The organism is Acetobacter estunensis (assembly GCF_011516945.1).
GTDB classification, from domain to species: Bacteria; Pseudomonadota; Alphaproteobacteria; order Acetobacterales; family Acetobacteraceae; genus Acetobacter; species Acetobacter estunensis.
In genome coordinates, this window is record NZ_WOTH01000017.1 from 24847 (window position 1) to 41753 (window position 16907).

Annotated in this window: 16 protein-coding genes; 12 read left to right on the forward strand and 4 right to left on the reverse strand. The window is 64.0% G+C overall.

The genetic code is table 11. The features are described from left to right. The first annotated feature begins 110 nt into the window (after nt 1-110). The 7 genes from argS to serS all read left to right on the forward strand — a co-directional run bounded on the left by argS (nt 111) and on the right by serS (nt 7331). Nucleotides 111-1898, forward strand: coding sequence for an arginine--tRNA ligase (gene argS, locus GOB87_RS09460; RefSeq protein WP_166315732.1), 1788 nt, complete (start codon nt 111-113; stop codon nt 1896-1898). After that, nucleotides 1895-2878 carry an SPOR domain-containing protein gene (locus tag GOB87_RS09465; RefSeq protein WP_166315735.1) on the forward strand — a complete coding sequence of 328 codons (984 nt, stop codon included), beginning with the start codon at nt 1895-1897 and terminating at the stop codon, nt 2876-2878. The genes argS and GOB87_RS09465 overlap by 4 nt, the downstream gene beginning before the upstream one ends. Nucleotides 2879-2927: 49 nt before the next feature. After that, nucleotides 2928-3695: a segregation and condensation protein A gene (locus GOB87_RS09470; protein WP_166315828.1), complete on the forward strand. Its 768-nt coding sequence runs from the start codon at nt 2928-2930 to the stop codon at nt 3693-3695. 176 nt (nt 3696-3871) lie between these two features. After that, nucleotides 3872-4510: an SMC-Scp complex subunit ScpB gene (gene scpB / locus GOB87_RS09475; RefSeq protein WP_166315831.1), complete on the forward strand. Its 639-nt coding sequence runs from the start codon at nt 3872-3874 to the stop codon at nt 4508-4510. Nucleotides 4511-4636: 126 nt separating this feature from the next. Next, complete coding sequence (gene tatB, locus GOB87_RS09480; RefSeq protein WP_166315834.1) at nt 4637-5248, forward strand: Sec-independent protein translocase protein TatB; 612 nt, start codon at nt 4637-4639, stop codon at nt 5246-5248. A 41-nt stretch (nt 5249-5289) separates the two neighbouring features. Continuing rightward, entirely contained in the window at nt 5290-6051 is a 762-nt protein-coding gene (tatC, locus tag GOB87_RS09485; protein WP_166315837.1) for a twin-arginine translocase subunit TatC, read from the forward strand. Then, nucleotides 6051-7331: a serine--tRNA ligase gene (gene serS, locus GOB87_RS09490; protein WP_166315738.1), complete on the forward strand. Its 1281-nt coding sequence runs from the start codon at nt 6051-6053 to the stop codon at nt 7329-7331. The genes tatC and serS overlap by 1 nt, the downstream gene beginning before the upstream one ends. On the opposite strand, the gene GOB87_RS09495 is transcribed toward serS, so the two are convergent. Further along, nucleotides 7301-8257: a helix-turn-helix domain-containing protein gene (locus GOB87_RS09495; protein ID WP_166315741.1), complete on the reverse strand. Its 957-nt coding sequence runs from the start codon at nt 8255-8257 to the stop codon at nt 7301-7303. The two genes, serS and GOB87_RS09495, sit on opposite strands and share 31 nt — an antisense overlap. Nucleotides 8258-8431: 174 nt before the next feature. Here GOB87_RS09495 and GOB87_RS09500 point away from each other — a divergent pair, with 174 nt between their 5' ends. Genes GOB87_RS09500 through GOB87_RS09510 form a run of 3 tightly spaced genes read left to right on the forward strand, consistent with a single transcriptional unit; the run spans nt 8432 to nt 11592 of the window. Beyond that, entirely contained in the window at nt 8432-9397 is a 966-nt protein-coding gene (locus GOB87_RS09500) for a thiamine pyrophosphate-dependent dehydrogenase E1 component subunit alpha (RefSeq protein WP_166315744.1), read from the forward strand. A 30-nt stretch (nt 9398-9427) separates the two neighbouring features. Beyond that, nucleotides 9428-10456, forward strand: a complete 1029-nt coding sequence (locus GOB87_RS09505) for an alpha-ketoacid dehydrogenase subunit beta (protein WP_166315747.1) — start codon at nt 9428-9430, stop codon at nt 10454-10456. Continuing rightward, nucleotides 10456-11592, forward strand: coding sequence for an acetoin dehydrogenase dihydrolipoyllysine-residue acetyltransferase subunit (locus GOB87_RS09510; protein WP_166315840.1), 1137 nt, complete (start codon nt 10456-10458; stop codon nt 11590-11592). The genes GOB87_RS09505 and GOB87_RS09510 overlap by 1 nt, the downstream gene beginning before the upstream one ends. A gap of 51 nt (nt 11593-11643) precedes the next feature. Here GOB87_RS09510 and folD read toward each other — a convergent pair whose 3' ends face one another. Next, nucleotides 11644-12591, reverse strand: a complete 948-nt coding sequence (folD, locus tag GOB87_RS09515) for a bifunctional methylenetetrahydrofolate dehydrogenase/methenyltetrahydrofolate cyclohydrolase FolD (protein WP_166315750.1) — start codon at nt 12589-12591, stop codon at nt 11644-11646. A gap of 60 nt (nt 12592-12651) precedes the next feature. Here folD and GOB87_RS09520 point away from each other — a divergent pair, with 60 nt between their 5' ends. Next, nucleotides 12652-13773, forward strand: a complete 1122-nt coding sequence (locus tag GOB87_RS09520) for a threonine aldolase family protein (protein WP_166315753.1) — start codon at nt 12652-12654, stop codon at nt 13771-13773. Between the two features lie 151 nt (nt 13774-13924). Here GOB87_RS09520 and GOB87_RS09525 read toward each other — a convergent pair whose 3' ends face one another. Then, a complete protein-coding gene (locus tag GOB87_RS09525; RefSeq protein ID WP_166315756.1) occupies nt 13925-14674 on the reverse strand; it encodes a uroporphyrinogen-III synthase in 750 nt (249 codons plus the stop codon). Then, nucleotides 14667-15743: a hydroxymethylbilane synthase gene (hemC, locus tag GOB87_RS09530; protein ID WP_166315759.1), complete on the reverse strand. Its 1077-nt coding sequence runs from the start codon at nt 15741-15743 to the stop codon at nt 14667-14669. The genes GOB87_RS09525 and hemC overlap by 8 nt, the downstream gene beginning before the upstream one ends. Nucleotides 15744-15838: 95 nt before the next feature. Between hemC and tsaD the strand changes: the two genes are divergently transcribed. Continuing rightward, nucleotides 15839-16903 (forward strand): tRNA (adenosine(37)-N6)-threonylcarbamoyltransferase complex transferase subunit TsaD, encoded by a 1065-nt coding sequence (gene tsaD, locus GOB87_RS09535; protein ID WP_194303303.1) that lies wholly within the window; start codon nt 15839-15841, stop codon nt 16901-16903. Nucleotides 16904-16907: the final 4 nt, after the last annotated feature.

The following is a 16907-nucleotide window of genomic DNA, read 5'->3' on the forward strand; positions in this document are numbered from 1 at the left end:
TGGCGCCGCGCACGCGATTGGCCTGTCGCGTTTCGCCGCGTTGCGCTGTATGACGGCATCCGCCGGGCCGACCCGATCATGGCCTGAACGAAGAGGGGGAGCCCGCACGCATGTCCGACTGTCTGTTCCAACGCTACCGCACGCACGTTCTCGACGCCCTGCGTCGCATCGTGCCGGATATGGGCGAGGAACTGCTCGCCCGCGTGGAACTGACGCCCACGCGTGAGGCCGCCCATGGCGACATGGCGACCAACGCGGCGTTGATCGCGGCCAAACCCGCCCGCCGCAAGCCTGCCGAGATCGCCGCCGAATTGGCCGCAGCACTGGAATCCGTGGAAGGCGTGACGAAAGCCGCCGCCGCCGGACCGGGGTTTGTAAACCTCACTCTCAAGCCTGCCGTGCTTCAGAGCGTGGCACGCTCCGTGCTGGCGGCTGGCGAGGCCTATGGCGATTCGCGTGCAGGCGCGGATGTGAAGGTCAATGTCGAGTACGTCTCGTGCAATCCGACCGGTCCGATTCATGTCGGGCATTGCCGCGGCGCGGTGGTGGGCGATGTGCTGGCCAACCTGATGGACAAGGCCGGTTTCGACGTCACGAAAGAGTTCTACATCAACGACGCGGGTGCCCAGGTCGCGGCCCTCGCCTGGGCCACTTACTGGCGTTACCTTCAGGCCATCGGCTCCACCATCGACGCAGAAGCGTTCGATGCGCTGACACCCGGTGGGCTGCAATATCGTGGCGAATATCTGATTCCCATCGGGCAGGCGCTGGCGGAGACGCACGGCACGGCGCTGGCCGACGAAGGCGGTCGTCCGGCAAAACCCGAGAAGTGGTTCGCGCTGGTCAAGGATTTCGCGGTCGCACGCATGATGGACGGCATCCGCGAAGACCTGAAGCTGCTCGGCGTGGAGCATGGCGTGTTCACATCGGAAGCCAAGGTGCTGGCGGACGGCGTGACGGACCGGGCCATCAAGGCGCTTGAGGACAAGGGACTGCTGTACGAAGGCGTGCTGGAGCCGCCCAAGGGCAAGCTGCCCGATGACTGGGAAGCCCGCCCGCAGACGCTGTTCCGCTCGACCGCGTTCGGGGACGACGTGGACCGCCCGCTGCGCAAGTCCGACGGGTCCAACACCTATTTCGCCAACGACATCGGCTATCACCTCGACAAGGTGGAGCGTGGCGCGCAGGTGCTGATCGACGTGCTGGGCGCGGATCACGGTGGCTATGTCAGCCGCATGAAGGCTGCGGTCAAAGCGCTGACCGACGCAAAAGTGCCGCTTGAAGTGCTGCTGTGCCAGATCGTGCATATCGTGCGTGACGGACAGCCGGTGCGCATGTCCAAACGCGCGGGCACCTTCGTCACCCTGCGCGATCTGCTCGATGAGGTGGGACGTGACGCCGTGCGCTTCACCATGCTCACGCGCAAGAGCGACGCGCAGATGGAGTTCGATCTGGACGCCGTGGTGGCGCAGACGCGCGACAATCCGGTGTTCTATGTGCAGTACGCCCATGCCCGCTGCCGTTCCGTCCTGCGTGCGGCCGAGGAGATGCTGGGCAAGGAGGCGATCACGCCTGAGGCGCTTCTGAACGTGCCGCTCGACGGGCTTGAGGCGGACGTCGAACTGGCGCTGCTGCGCCGTGTGGCAAGCTGGCCGCGCACGGTCGAAGGCGCGGCGCTGGCACGCGAACCGCACCGGATCGCGTTCTGGCTGGGCGATCTGGCGGCGGATTTCCATACGCTGTGGAACCGCGGGCGCGATGAGACCAGCCTGCGCTTCCTTCAGGAAAACGACCGGGCGGCGACGCTGGCCCGCGTGGCGCTTGTCGCTGCGACGGCAACGGCCATCCGATCCGGTCTTGCGGTGATGGGCGTCGAGCCTGTCGAGGAGATGCGATGAGCCTGAACGACTCGTCCCCACCCGATCCCCACGCCGATCGGCTCAACCGCGCCCGCACGCGCGAGCGGCTGGTCGCGGATTACGATGACGAGATGGAGCCGCGTCCCCCCGCCCGTCCCAAGGGCGGCAAGGCGGCCGCCTTGGCGGCCCTATTGCCCACGGACCCCATGACGCGGCGTCTGACCTATGGCGCGGTCGGGCTGGGCGCCCTGCTTCTGGTGGGAATCGGTGGCTGGTCGCTGTTCGGCCATCATCAGGGCGGCATCCCGATTTATGGGCCTCCTGCCCAGCCGTTGCGCGAAAAACCCGCCGATCCGGGGGGCATGGAGCTGGATGGCGCCATTCCGCCACCCGATGCGCCGGGAGGCGCTGCCCGTCTTGCGCCCGGACCGGAGCAGCCCAACCCTGAGGCCCTCGCCGCTCATTATGGCGAGACGGCCCGCAGCGATCCGCCCATGACGGACAGGGCCGATCCTTCACAGCCGCCCTCTTCCCCGGAGGCTCTGCCGGATACTGTGTCCACGCAGCCGCAGGATGCCGCGCCTCCACAGGAGGAGCCGTCCTCCGATACGGTCGCGCCGCCATCACGCGATGATGCACAGCCTCCGCCTGCTGGCGCGGAAGAAGACACGACACCCACAAAGACGCCGAGCCGGACGGAGGCCGCAGCCGCACCGAAGAAAGAGCCTCACAAGGTGGCGGAGGCGTCTGACGCTCCGGCGGCGACCTCTTCCGGCCCCTATAGCGTGCAGCTTGCAGCGCTCGATTCCGAAGCCAACGCCTACAAGGAATGGGACCGGATGAAGGCCGTCTCGCCGGAACTGTTTGCAGGCCATCGCCCGCAGATCGAGAAGGTGACGCACACCAACGCCATCTTCTACCGCCTGCGCACCCGTGGCTTCGACAGCATGGCTTCGGCCCGGGCGTTCTGCGACAAGCTGCGTGAACACGGGCATGCCTGCAATCCTCTGCGTCCCTGAGATCTGCTGCGTGCCCGAGACGGGAACGGGCGGAGAAGGGACAGGCGGCATGGAGGAAAGCGCCCGCTCTCCCGTTCTGCATCTGGATGGGTTCGAGGGGCCGCTGGATCTGCTGCTCGATCTCGCGCGGGCGCAGAAGGTCGATCTGGCGAAAATCTCGATCCTGCAACTCGTGGAACAGTATCTCGCCGTTGTGGAATCGGCCCGCTCCATCCGGCTGGAACTCGCGGCGGACTGGCTGGTCATGGCCGCATGGCTTGCGTGGCTGAAATCGCGCCTGCTTTTGCCGCAGGAAGAGGGGCCGGACGAGGAGGCGGAAGATGCCGCTGAACTTCTGGCCGCGCGGCTGGAAGAGTTGGCGCGTATCGGGGTCGCGGCGGAGTGGCTGTCCGCTCGTCCGCAGCTTGGTCGCGATGTGTTCGCGCGCGGCGAGAGCGAAACGCTGGTGGAGATCGACCGCTCCGCGCTGGCGCTGGATGTGCCACAGCTTATGCGGGCCTACATGGCGGTGATCCGCCGCAATGCGCGCCACCGGGTCTATACACCGCGCACCATCCGTTTCTGGACCGTGCAGGACGCATTGAGCCGCTTGAAGAAGCTGCTTGGCAGCACGCCGCCCGGCTGGAACGATCTGGACGCCTTTCTGCCCGATCTGCCTGCAGGCACGGATGAGGTGGAGGGTGTTCGCATCCGTCGCGCCGCCATGGCGGGGACGTTGATCGCGGGATTGGAACTGGCCAAAAGCGGCATGCTGGAACTCAAACAGGACGAAGCATTCGGGCGCATCCAGTTGCGGCCGCATGAGGAGGGTGCGTGAGCGAGACGGAGGCAACATCTGGCGTGAGGCTGCCGGAGCCTGATTCAGCCGCTCCCGTGGAAGCGGTTGGGGAGAGCGGCACGGCACATGAGGACGTGTCTGCGGAGCCTCAAGAAGGAGAGGCGGCGGCCGCACAGCCCGCGCCTTCCGATGAGGTGATCCGTCTGACGGAGGCCATGATCTTCGCCAGCACTGAACCTGTCAGCGCCCGCGCGGTGCTGAACCTGCTGGATGGGCAGGGGCTGATCCCCGAGAGCGTGGAAGATGTGAGCGCATGGCTTCGCACCGTGTTCGCAGCGCTTCTCGCCCGTTATGAAGGACGCGGCGTGACCCCCGTTATGGTTGCGGGTGGCTGGCAGTTCCGCACTGCGCCCGATCTCGCGCCCCGTTTGACGCGGGTGATGCCCAAGCCCCGTCGTCTGGCTCGCGCCACGATGGAGACGCTGGCCATCATCGCTTATCACCAGCCCTGCACGCGCGCGGAGATTGAGGAAATTCGCGGCGTGAGCGTGAACCAGAACATTCTCGACACGCTGATCGAGGAATCTCTTGTCGCGCCGCGCGGACGCAAGGAAGTGCCGGGCCGTCCCGTATTGTGGGGCACGACGCCGGATTTCCTGCGTCATTTCGGTCTCAAGGCATTGAGCGACCTGCCGCGCCGTGAAGAACTGATGGGCGACATGCCCACCTCGCCCAAACGTCCGCTGCCCGGTGGAGTGGATCTGTTGGCGCAGGCGGTGGAACCGGCGGAAGACAGCGCGGGCGTGATCGTGGAAGAAGAGGCGGCGGACGGGGCGACGGAGAGCGGCGTGTGAGGACGGGCCGTTTGCGAGGCGGATGGGTCGTGGTAGGGCTGTCACTCATCTGTGTGTGTCCGCGTGGTCATGCCCCGTCCGATGGTCGGATCGGACGGGACGGCGCGGCGTCTGCCGGCGGGAACGATGTTTGATTTTGCCTGGTCGGAATTCGCGCTCGTAGGCGTGGTGGCGCTGCTCGTCATCGGCCCCAAGGATATGCCGGCCGCCATCCGCTCTGTTGCCAAGGTTGTGCGCAAGGCCCGCAAGCTCGCGGGCGAGTTTCAGGGCCATGTGGACGAGATGGTGCGCGAGGCCGATCTGGGGGAAGTGCGCGATCACGTCCGCTCGCTTCGCAGCCTCGATGTGCGCAGCCAGATTCTCAAGACCATCGACAATGACGGCAGTCTGCGCCGCAGCCTCGACGATCCGGTGCTGAAAGGCCGTCCGTTCGACGATCGACCAACGGCTCTTTCCGCGCCGGAAGCGCCGTCCTTCGTGCCGCCACCGCCCCGGGCGGAGATAGGCACGTCCCCGTTGGGCATTCCTTCACTTATGGACGAAGGGGCCGGACCCGCTCCGGGTGAGGCACCTGCCATCATTCCGCCCACCATTGCGCGACGTGTGGCCAATGCGTGGCCGCGTCTGCACACGCCCGCCATCGTTCCGCCCGCACGCGTGCTGCACGGCAACCGACGGGTCGCACCGTTCGTGCCGCCGCAGGTTGGCGCCAAATCCGACAGGGAGAGCACGTCGTGAGTGACGCTCCGAGACAGGACGATCCGATTCACGACGAACCGATGCCGCTGCTCGATCACCTGATCGAACTGCGCCGCCGTCTGCTGTGGTCCCTCGTCACCTTCGGGGTGGCGTTCGCGGTCTGTTATCACTACGCCGCCGACATCTATCTCTTTCTGGCACGGCCTCTGGGCGACATTATGCGTCAGAAAGGTGAGCAGCCGCATCTGATCTACACGGCGCTGTATGAGGCGTTCTTCACCTATATCCGTGTCGCGGCCTTCGGGGCGGCATTCATCTCGTTTCCCATGATCGCCATTCAGGCATGGATGTTCATCGCGCCCGGTCTGTATCGTTCCGAGAAGAAGGTGTTCGCGCCTTTTCTTGTCGCAACACCCGTGCTGTTCCTGCTGGGCGCATCGCTGGCCTATTATTTCGTCTTTCCCATGGCGTGGAAGTTCTTCCTGTCCTTTCAGACCACGGGCGGGGCGGACAGCCTTCAGATCGAACTTCAGGCCAAGGTGTCGGAATACCTCAACCTCGTGATGAAGCTCATCATGGCGTTCGGCATCGCGTTCGAACTGCCGGTGGTGCTCACGCTTCTGGCCGTGGCGGGGATCGTCAATGCGGCGCAACTCAAGAAGTTCCGGCGTTACGCCATCGTGGGCGCGTTCGTGGCGGCTGCAATTCTCACGCCGCCCGATGTCATCACCCAGACGGCGCTCGCGGTGCCGCTGATCATCCTTTACGAGATTTCCATTATCTCGGCGCGTTTTGTCGAACCCAAACGTCCCATTGAGACCGAAGAGAAAGAGGCCAACTGATGCACGATCTCCGCGCCCTCCGCGCCGACCCCGCCGCTTTTGACGCCGATCTGGCCCGTCGCGGTATGGAGCCTGTGTCGGAGCGCGTGCTGGCGTTGGATGAGGAACGCCGCGCGGCGCAGACGGCCCTTCAGGAGAAGCAGACGCGCCGCAACGCGCTGGCCAAGGACATTGGCAAGATCAAGCGCGAGAAGGGCGACAGCGCGGCGCTGGAGGCCGAGGCGGTCACGTTGCGCAACGAGATGGAGGCGCTCGACACGCGCGCCCAGACACTCGATGGCGAGGTGAAGTCCCTGCTCGAAGTCCTGCCCAACCGGCTCGACGCTTCCGTGCCGCCCGGCCCAGACGAGAGCGCGAACGTCGTGGTGCATGAGTGGGGCACGCGCAAGGAGTTCGCTTTCACGCCTAAGCAGCATTTCGAACTGGGGGAAGCCATTGTGACGGGCGGGCAGCCGCAGATGGATTTTTCCACGGCGGCCAAGCTGTCCGGTGCGCGGTTCGTGCTGCTGCGTGGTGGCATCGCGCGTCTGTCACGTGCCCTCGGCCAGTTCATGCTGGATCTGCACGTGACCGAGCACGGTTACACCGAAACGCAGGTGCCGGTGCTGGTGAACGAGGCCGCGATGTACGGCACCGACAAGCTGCCGAAATTCGCGGACCAGTCTTTCCTCACCACCGATGATCGCTGGCTGGTCCCCACTGCCGAAGTGCCGCTCACGGCCTCCGTTGCGGGCGACATTCTCGATGCCAGCCAGTTACCGCGCCGTATGACCGCGCTGTCGCTGTGCTTCCGTTCCGAAGCCGGGTCGGCCGGGCGTGATGTGCGCGGGATGCTGCGCCAGCACCAGTTCGAGAAGGTGGAGATGGTGTCCGTCACCACGCCCGATGAGAGCGAGGCCGAGCATGAGCGCATGACACGCTGTGCCGAGCGCGTGCTGGAACGGCTGGAAATCCCGTATCGTCGGATGCTGCTCTGTGCGGGCGACACGGGTTTCGGTGCGGCCAAGACGTTCGATCTTGAAGCATGGCTGCCGGGGCAGCAGGCGTGGCGCGAGATTTCTTCTTGTTCCAACACGCGTGATTTTCAGGCGCGTCGCATGAACGCGCGTTTCCGACCGCAAGGCGGCAAGCCGGAACTGGTGCACATGCTCAACGGCTCCGGTCTTGCTGTGGGCCGCACGCTGATCGCGGTGATGGAGAACTGGCAGAACGAGGATGGCAGCGTGACGGTACCCCCTGTTCTGCGTCCTTACATGGGCGGTGTGGAAACACTGGCCTGATCCTCTCTCACGCCCAGCATTTTCATTTTTCGATGAAGGGTGGAGCGGCTGACGCCCAGCAGCCGTGCCGCCGGGGCGACCTTGCCTTTCGACATGGCAAGCGCCCCTTCGATGACACTCCGTTCTGCGTCAGGGAAACTTGGTACGCCCTGTCCATGGGTGGCGAGGTCGAAACAGACCTGTGGTCCATCGTCCTTCAGGTCCAGCATCAGCCGCGCGGCATAGGTCGCGCCCACCACCACATGGGCTTCGTCCAGAGCCACCATGGGCAACGAGATGTCGTCACTCGCACCCAGCAGGACGACGGTATAGCCCTTGAAAGCATCGAGAAAGCTGCGTCGTTCGATGCGACGGGCCGCGTCCACCAGAACGGCTTCCATCATGGTGGCCACGCGCCCTTCCGGGTCCGGGCGGGTCGAGCTCACATCCAGAGCACCGGCCAACCTGCCATCGGGCCCATAAAACGGCACGGCAGAGCAGGTGAGGTAACGCAGCGCCAGTCGCCAGTGCTGGTCCATGTGCACTGTGACCGGCCGTCCTTCCATCAGACAGGTGCCGATTCCGTTGGTGCCGGCTACGGATTCCGCCCACTTCGCACCGGGCCAGAGATGCCAGCGTTTGTGCCCGCGTTCCTGCGGCGCATCGCCCCGGCGCGTCAGGACGATGCCCTGCGGATCAGCCAGAAGAACGCTGTAATCGAGCGTCGAGACAATGCCGTGCAGACGTTCCAGTTCCGCCTCCGCCACTTTCAGCAATGGCCCCATCCGGGCGCAGGCCTGACGGATTTCCGCGCCGCACAGCAGATGAATCGGCCCTTCGGCGGCGGGGGGCAGAACGTATTGCGTGGCGCAGCGATGCCATGAGGCCCGCAGAGGCGCGGGCAGCATGGCAAGGCGTTCGTCCGTGACCATAACAGGTTCAGCCATGGGAGATGTTCCTGCAACGAGTGAATGTGTGGCGCAGGAACGCGACAGTGCGGCAGACGCTCCGTCACATACGCGTGACCGATAGCTCGTGTGTGTGTCAGATGCAGTCGTCCATCCGCTTTCCTTGGCGCAGTTCGGGCCAGCATGGTCCGAAAGGCAGTCGAGGAACGATCTATGCAGATTGCACGCGATATTCTCACACGCTCCTACCGGTCGATGCGGACCATTCGTGATTTCGAGGAACGCCTGCATGTGGAATTCGCCACGGGCGATATTCCCGGCTTCGTGCATCTCTATTGCGGCGAAGAAGCTTCGGGTGTGGGCGTGTGTGCGCATCTGACCGACACGGACACCATCGCCAGCACCCATCGCGGTCATGGGCACTGTATTGCAAAAGGTGTTGGTGTGGACGGGATGATGGCGGAAATCTACGGTCGCAGAAGCGGAGTGTGCCGGGGGAAGGGCGGCTCCATGCACATTGCCGATCTGTCGTTGGGAATGTTGGGTGCCAACGGCATTGTGGGTGGTGGGCCTCCTCTGATCTGCGGGGCCGCCCTGTCGCACAAGACCCTGAAAGATGGGGCTGTGGCCGTCGCGTTTTATGGCGATGGCGCGTCCAACGAAGGCAGCACGCTGGAAAGTCTCAATCTTGCTTCAGTGTGGAAGGTGCCGGCCGTATTCGTGGTGGAAGACAACGGATACGGGGAGGCCACGGGGGCCTCTTATGCTGTTGCGGGCAACCAGAAGGATCGCGCGGCCGGTTTCGGAATGCCGTATTTCGAGTGTGACGGTAACGACTTTTTCTCTGTCTATGAGACAGCAGGAGAGGCCATCGAGCATGCGCGCAAGGGCAACGGCCCCGCAATGCTGCACGTTCATCTGGCACGCTGGTATGGGCATTTCGAAGGGGATGCCATGACCTACCGCGCGGCGGATGAGGTTGCGAAACTTCGTGCGGAACACGACTGCCTCGTCAATTTCCGGCGTAAGGTCGTGGGTGCCGGTCTGTTGGAAGATTCCGATCTCGACACCATCGACACCGCCGTAAAAGACGAGATTGAAGCTGCCGTGGTTGCGGCCCGCAAGGCGCCGCTGCCCGAGGATGCCGATCTCATGAAAGATGTCTACGTTTCCTACTGAAATCACCTTGCATGGAAAAGGATTGGATATATGACGAAGAAGAGTTTCCGTCAGGCGATCAACGAGGCCCTGCGGCAGGAGATGCAGCGTGATCCGCGTGTCATTCTCATGGGAGAGGACGTGGCGGGTGGTCGCGGCGGCACATCCGGGGTGAAAGATGCGTGGGGTGGCGTGCTCGGTGTGACCAAAGGGCTTCTGACCGAGTTCGGAGAAGACCGGGTTCTGGATACACCCATCAGCGAAGCGTCCTATATCGGAGCGGCGGCAGGTGCGGCCGCGACGGGTCTGCGACCTGTGGCGGAACTGATGTTTGTCGATTTTGTCGGCTGTTGTCTCGATCAGATCATGAATCAGGCGGCCAAGTTCCGCTACATGTTCGGCGGCAAGGCGCGCACGCCACTGGTCATTCGGGCCATGTATGGCGCAGGTTTCAACGCCGCTGCCCAGCATAGTCAGGCGCTCTATCCGCTGTTCACGCACATTCCCGGCCTGAAGGTGGTGGTGCCATCCTCTCCCTATGAAGCCAAGGGTCTGCTGATCGAGGCCATCCGTGACGACGATCCTGTGATCTTCCTTGAAAACAAGGTCATGTATGACGATGAGGAAGACGTGCCCGACGACCCGTACACCATCCCGTTCGGGGAGGCGAACCTGACGCGTGAGGGCGATGACGTGACCATCGTTGCGTTCGGGCGGATGGTGAATTTCGCCAATCAGGCTGCGGATCGGCTTGAGAAAGACGGTATTTCCTGCACTGTCATCGACCCGCGCACCACATCGCCTCTGGATGCAGCGACGATTCTCGATTGCGTGAATGAAACCGGCCGTCTGGTGATCGTGGATGAGTCCAGTCCACGCTGCAATATGGCGACCGATGTGGCGGCCTTAGTGGCCGAGGAAGCCTTCGATGCGCTCAAGGCCCCGATCCGTCGTGTGACGCCGCCTCACACGCCTGTTCCGTTCGCGACGGTTCTGGAAAAACTCTATGTGCCGGACGTGGAAAAAATCGAGGCGGCTGTGCGCTCCGTTGCGGCCTATCGTGTGAAGGAGGAGGCTTGATCATGGGAAACATCACGCCGATCACCATGCCGAAATTCGGTCTGGCCATGACGGAAGGCAAACTGGCAAGCTGGAGCGTGCCGGTGGGAACCGATATCAGCGCCGGTCAGGAAATTGCCGATATTGAGACAAGCAAGATCACGAATGGATATGAAAGCCCGGCGGCGGGCGTGTTGCGCCGTCAGGTCGCGCCCGAGGGCGAAATGTTGCCTGTGGGGGCGTTGATCGGCGTGCTGGCCGATACGGACGTGCCGGATGCGGACATCGATGCGTTCATCACGAAATTCAACGAAAGTTTTGCACCGGAAGGCGGTGGGGCTGAGGCATCTGACGAGCCGGTTCGTAAAGCGGTCACTGTGGGGGATCTGACGATTTCCGTTCAGGAAAGCGGCAGTTCTCACGAGGGTGTTCCCGTTCTTCTGATCCACGGTTTTGGCGGCGATCTGACAAACTGGCTGCTCACCCAGCCCGCGCTCTCGGACACGCGGCATGTCATTTCCTTCGACTTGCCCGGTCATGGGGAGTCCACGAAGAAGGTCGGTGACGGAAGCCCCGTGACGTTTGCCGAAACGGTTGCCGGGCTTGCGCGGGAGTTGAAGATTCCGCGTGTGCATGTCGTGGGCCATTCATTAGGGGGCGCCATCGCGCTGGAACTGGCGAAAGCTCATCCCGATCTGGTGGCGTCACTCTCGCTGGTGGCGCCCGCCGGGTTGGGGAGTGACATCAACATGGCCTTCATCAACGGGTTTATCGAGGCGGATCGACGCAAGACGCTGGAACCGGTTGTGCAGTGTCTCGTGCATGACAAATCGCTTATCACGCGACAGATGCTTGAGAATATCATCCGCACCAAGCGTCTTGATGGTGTGGTGGCGGGTCTGCGCACCATCGCCGACACCTGCTTTCGTGACGGCAAGCAGGCGTTTCCCCTGCGTTCCGTGCTGGAGACGTTTACCGGGCCAGTTCAGGTGCTTTGGGGCGAAGCGGACGAGATCCTGTCGGTCTCGGGCGCGGACGGCCTGCCCGATGCGGTGACGGTGGTGCGTTACCCGGACACAGGGCATATGCCGCAACTGGAAAAGGCGGGCGATGTCAGCCGCGCCCTCGCGACCTTCCTCGACCGGGCCGAGGCGTAAATGAAATCCGGCGTGGAGGTGTGAAACGTCCACGCCGTTTTCAGACGTGTTTCAGGATGGCAGCCAGTTGGCCTTGCCGCTTTCCTCGCACCCCTTGTCGCCTACACTCAGGCGCGCGGCCTTGAGCGTGTTGCGCAGCAGGCAGGCAATGGTCATCGGCCCGACACCGCCCGGAACCGGGGTGATGCGTCCGGCTACATCCACCACCTGATCGAAATCCACATCGCCCACCAGCCTGGTCTTGCCGCTCTCGGTCTGGATGCGGGTGATGCCGACATCGATCACGGTCGCGCCCGGTTTCACCCAGTCGCGCTTGACGAGATGATACACACCCGTCGCCACCACGAGGATGTCTGCCGTGCGGGCCAGTTCGGCTGGGTTTTTCGTGTCGATATGCGCAATCGAGACCGTGCAGCCTTCGTTGAGAAGCAGTAGCGCCATCGGCTTACCGACGAGGTTGGACGCGCCGACCACGACGGCGTTCATCCCGCGCAGATCGTCAAGCTCCGATTTCAGCAGCATCAGACAGCCCAGCGGCGTGCAGGGCACGATGCCTTTCAGGCCCACGCTTAGGCGACCTGCGTTCACCTCGCCCAGACCGTCCACGTCCTTTTCCGGCGCAATGGCGTTGGTCACGCGGTGAGGGTTGATGCCCTTGGGCAAGGGAAGCTGCACAAGGATACCGTGAATCTCCGGATCGGCGTTCAGGCGGTCGATCAGCGTTAGCAGCGCGTCTTCGGACGTGGTCTCGGGCAGCATGTGCATGAAGGAACGCATGCCCACGCGGTGCGTTTCCAGTGCTTTATTGCGGACATAGACCTCGCTTGCCGGGTCGTTGCCCACGAGCACCACGGCCAGCCCGGGTGTTACGCCGTGCTTCTCGTGAAAGGCGACCACGTCACGCGCTGTCTGCTCACGCAGATTTTTCGCGAAAGCCTTGCCGTCGATCAGCTTCGCTCGGCTGGAAGCGGCGGTTGCGGGCGAGGTCGGATCGGACATGGGCGGGGCCTTGCTCGGGTGCTAGAAGTGGTGGGTCCGCATCAGACGACAGGAAGCGACATGGAACAGAACACGGACGGCGCGCAGCCCCATGACCGGCAGTCCTCCCCTGACGGCGGGAGTGCGGAACCTATACGCACGAACTTCATGAGCGACAACGTCGGCACCGTGTCGCCTGAAATCCTCGCGGCGCTGGCGCAGGCCAATGTGGGGGAGGCTCCGGCGCATGGCGCGGACAGTTGGACACGCCGGCTGGAAGCCCGCGTGGCGGAAGTGTTCGAGGCGGAAGCAAGGGTCTTTCCGGTTGCCACCGGCACGGCCGCCAATGCGCTTGCACTCTCAGCACTATCTCCGCCGTGGGGCGCGATTCTGTGCGACGAGAGCGCGCACATCAACCGCCGGGAATGCGGCGCGCCGGAGTTCTTCACGGGGGGCGCCAAATTGTGGCCGATTCCCTCAGCGGATGGGCGCATGGAGGCGGGACTTCTTGCATCCGCCGTGGCGGATCTTTCCGCCGGTGGGGCGCGTCTGAGTCGTCCCGCCGCCCTGAGTCTGACGCAGGCCACCGAGTGGGGCACGGTTTATACACTCGAACATCTCGTGGAGCTGACGGCTCTGGCGCATGAAGCCGGATTGAGCGTCCACATGGACGGCGCGCGGTTTGGCAACGCACTGGCGCATCTGGGGTGCTCTCCTGCCGACATGACCTGGCGTGCGGGTGTGGATGTGCTCTCGCTCGGGGCCACCAAGAGCGGCGCTCTCTCGGCCGATCTGATCGTGATGTTCGACCTTTCGCTGGCTGAGGATATGGAGCGGCGGATCAAGCGCTCGGGGCATCTGTGGGCCAAGCAGCGTTTTCTCTCGGCGCAGCTTCTGGCGTGGCTGGAGAACGATCTGTGGTTGCGCAATGCACGCCATGCCAACGAAATGGCCGGACGGCTGGCGCGAGGACTGGCGCGGCATCCGGCGGCGACGTTGCCGTTCGACACGCAGGGAAACGAGGTGTTCGCGGTGCTGCCGGAACTGCTGGTGGAAGGGCTGGAAGCGGCGGGATTTGTATTTCTGCGTCGGACCGCGCCGCCGGGTGTGACCGGCACATTGGTGCGTTTCGTTACGGGACACGACACACGTCCGCAGGATGTGGACGCGCTGCTGGAAGCGCTGGCGGGCACGACGGAGTGAGGAGTGCCCGATCATAAGGAAGTTTTTGGTGAAGCTTTTTTCAAAAAGCCTCAGAGAACGTTGCCTTTTTAGAAAAAGGCAACACCTAAAAACTTTGATGTCATTCAATAATAATGCATTAAAAACAACACATTAGAGAAAAAGCACGAGATCAGCCCGACGAGACGGCGGCGGAAGCTGCGCCCAGAAGCCTGAGCATGTTGGCTGCATCCGGGTGGGCGGCCGTGCGGACAGGGCGGAACCCGTTGTGCTCAAGAACGCGGGCAGTCGCGGCGGAGATGGCTATGGCCGGCATGTTACGTATCACGCAATCCGTGCTCCGCAGTGCCCGGCAGAGTGTGCGGGCGCTTCCGGCAGAAAAGGACAGGACGAGGCTGATCTCGCCCTGTTGCCATGCCCGCAGGACAGGGGACGGCAGATCGTGCTGGGGGCGGGAGGCATAGGCCACGCGCCGTCGGACCCGAAAGCCGTTCGTCCGCAATTCAGCCGCCAATGCGGCGCCATGTCCTTTTCCTGAAAGCAGCAGCAGCGTGCCGTTTTCAGGCGTCAGGCGTGCGCGGACAAGCGCCGCCAGATCGCCTGCGTTGCCGCTTGCGCTTTCTACATGGGTGAAGCCGCGCTCGCGTGCGCGGCGTGATGTGGCATCACCGACTGCGAAAATCGGCAGATCACGCGCCACAGCCTGTTCGAGCGCGGGAAGGGACTGGGAACTGGTGACGAGAGCAGCAGCGACACCGGATTGCTGCGGTACGAATCGTGGTTCGATGTGCAGGGACGAGGCGGCGAAAGGCTCCCATCCCAACGTCCGCGCGGCCTCCACCGTTTCCGAAAGCCCCGGCTCGGGGCGGACGATCAGGACGCCGGGTTTGCGATTGTGGGCAGCCCCGTCCTGTTCAGTCATTGTCCGTGAAGATGGAAGCCGGGCTGTCACGACGCAGGCTGCGCCCGAGTTCACGGCCAATACGCTCGGCGTCGGCAGCGGCGCCGGTAATTTCGCGGCGCAGCAGAAAGGTGCCGTCTTCCGAGGCGACAAGACCCGTCAGATGCACCTGTCCCTTCGGTCCAGCGGCCGGATTGAGCAGGCGGGCATAGCCGCCGATGGGAGTGCGGCAGGAACCGTCAAGTTCTGCCAGTAGGGCGCGTTCGGCAGTGGAGACGGCCCGGGCTTCATAATCTTCAATGGCAGCGAGGAGTTCGCGCAGTTCGATGTCGCTGGCGCGGACCGTCACGCCCACAATGCCCTGTCCGGCGGAAGGCACCATCACGGCGGGGTCCAGCACGACGGAGGCGCGATCTTCCATGCCGAGACGGCGCAGACCCGCCAGCGCCAGCAGTGTGGCGTCGCACTGGCGGGCGGCGAGTTTGTCGAGTCGGGTCTGCACGTTGCCGCGCAGCAGTCCAAAGCGAAGGTCGGGGCGCACATGCAGCATCTGCGCCTGCCGCCGCACGGAGGCGCAGCCCACCAGTGCGCCATGCGGCAGGGCGTCATAGGGGCGCATGGGATCATCGGAGGGTTTCAGCCCGGGGCCGAGGATCAGGGCGTCGCGGGCGTCTTCGCGCTTCATGGTGCAGGCCAGCACCAGTCCGTCAGGTAGTGTGGTTTCGAGATCCTTGAGGCTATGGACCGCGAAGTCGATGCGTCCGTCCAGCAGCGCTTCATGAATTTCCTTGGCAAACAGCCCTTTGCCGCCAATTTCGGCCAGCGCGCGGTTCTGGACCTGATCGCCTGTGGTGTTGATCAGGTGCTCCTGAAAGGCGTTCATGTCGCGCAGCACCGGGCAGAACCGTGTCAGCCGGGTAAGAAAGGCGCGGGTCTGCCACAATGCGAGTGGAGAGCCGCGCGTGCCCACCCGCAGCGGCAATTGCCGGCGGTGCTGCGGCGCTGCGGTCTTCTGACGCGCGGCGGCTTGGGCCGCGATCTTCTGGAGCGCGGCGGAGGGAAGCGGACGGGACGGCTGTGCGGAAACCATTTGGCGTGTTTATTACCAGCACCGGATGAAGGAAAGGTGACGTGACGCCAGAGAACACCGACGGAAACGCTGCCTGTGGGGCGTGGTCATACCCCATGGGCCCCCTGCTTGCCATTGAATCGTCGTGCGACGAGACGGCGTGTGCCATTCTCTCCACGCAGGGCGACGTGCTGGCCGAGCGCCTTGTCTCGCAATCCGATCACGCGGCTTTCGGGGGGGTGGTGCCCGAGATCGCGGCGCGCGCGCATCTCGCTCTTCTCCCTGATCTTGTTGAGGAAACTCTCAAAGCCTCCGGTCTTGCCCGCAGCGATCTGGGCGCAGTCGCGGCCAGCACGGGACCGGGTCTGATCGGCGGCCTGATCGTGGGCGCGAACTTCGGCAAGGGGTTGGCGATCGCGCTGCAAAAGCCTTTCATCGCGGTCAACCACATCGAGGCCCATGCGCTTTCGGCAAGGCTCCCCGGCGTTTTTGCGGGAGGGCTGCCTTTTCCCTATCTGCTGCTGCTCGTCTCGGGCGGGCATTGCCAGTGTCTGGCCGTCGAGGGCGTGGGGCGCTACCGGCGGTTGGGCGGCACGATCGATGACGCGGCGGGTGAGGCTTTCGACAAGGTGGCCAAGATGCTCGGGCTTGGCTGGCCCGGCGGCCCAGTGCTGGAGGCATTGGCGCGGGAAGGGAACCCGACGGCCTTCGCCTTCCCCCGTCCGCTCAAGGGACGGGAGGGATGTGACTTCTCGTTCTCCGGCCTCAAGACGGCCATGGCGCGTCAGCTTGAGCCTTACGGCATGGAGCCGTTGCCGCGGGAACTGGCTGCGGATCTGGCGGCCAGCTTCCAGCAGGCCGTGGCGGACGTGATCGGGGACCGTGTGACGCATGCGCTGGGCATGATGGAACGTCCAACCGCGCTGGTGGCCGCTGGCGGTGTCGCGGCCAATGGAGTGCTGCGCGCGCGTCTGACGGCGCTTGCGCAGGCGCATGATCTGCCCTTCGTGGCGCCGCCCCTGCGGTTGTGCACCGATAACGCGGTGATGGTTGGGTGGGCGGCGCTCGAAGTGTGTCGTGAGGCGCAGAGGCTGGGTGTGCCGCTGCCCGATGACCGAAGCACGCGCCCGCGTCCGCGCTGGCCTCTGGCGGAAATGGCGCAACGGTTCGCGAGTGGATGAAATT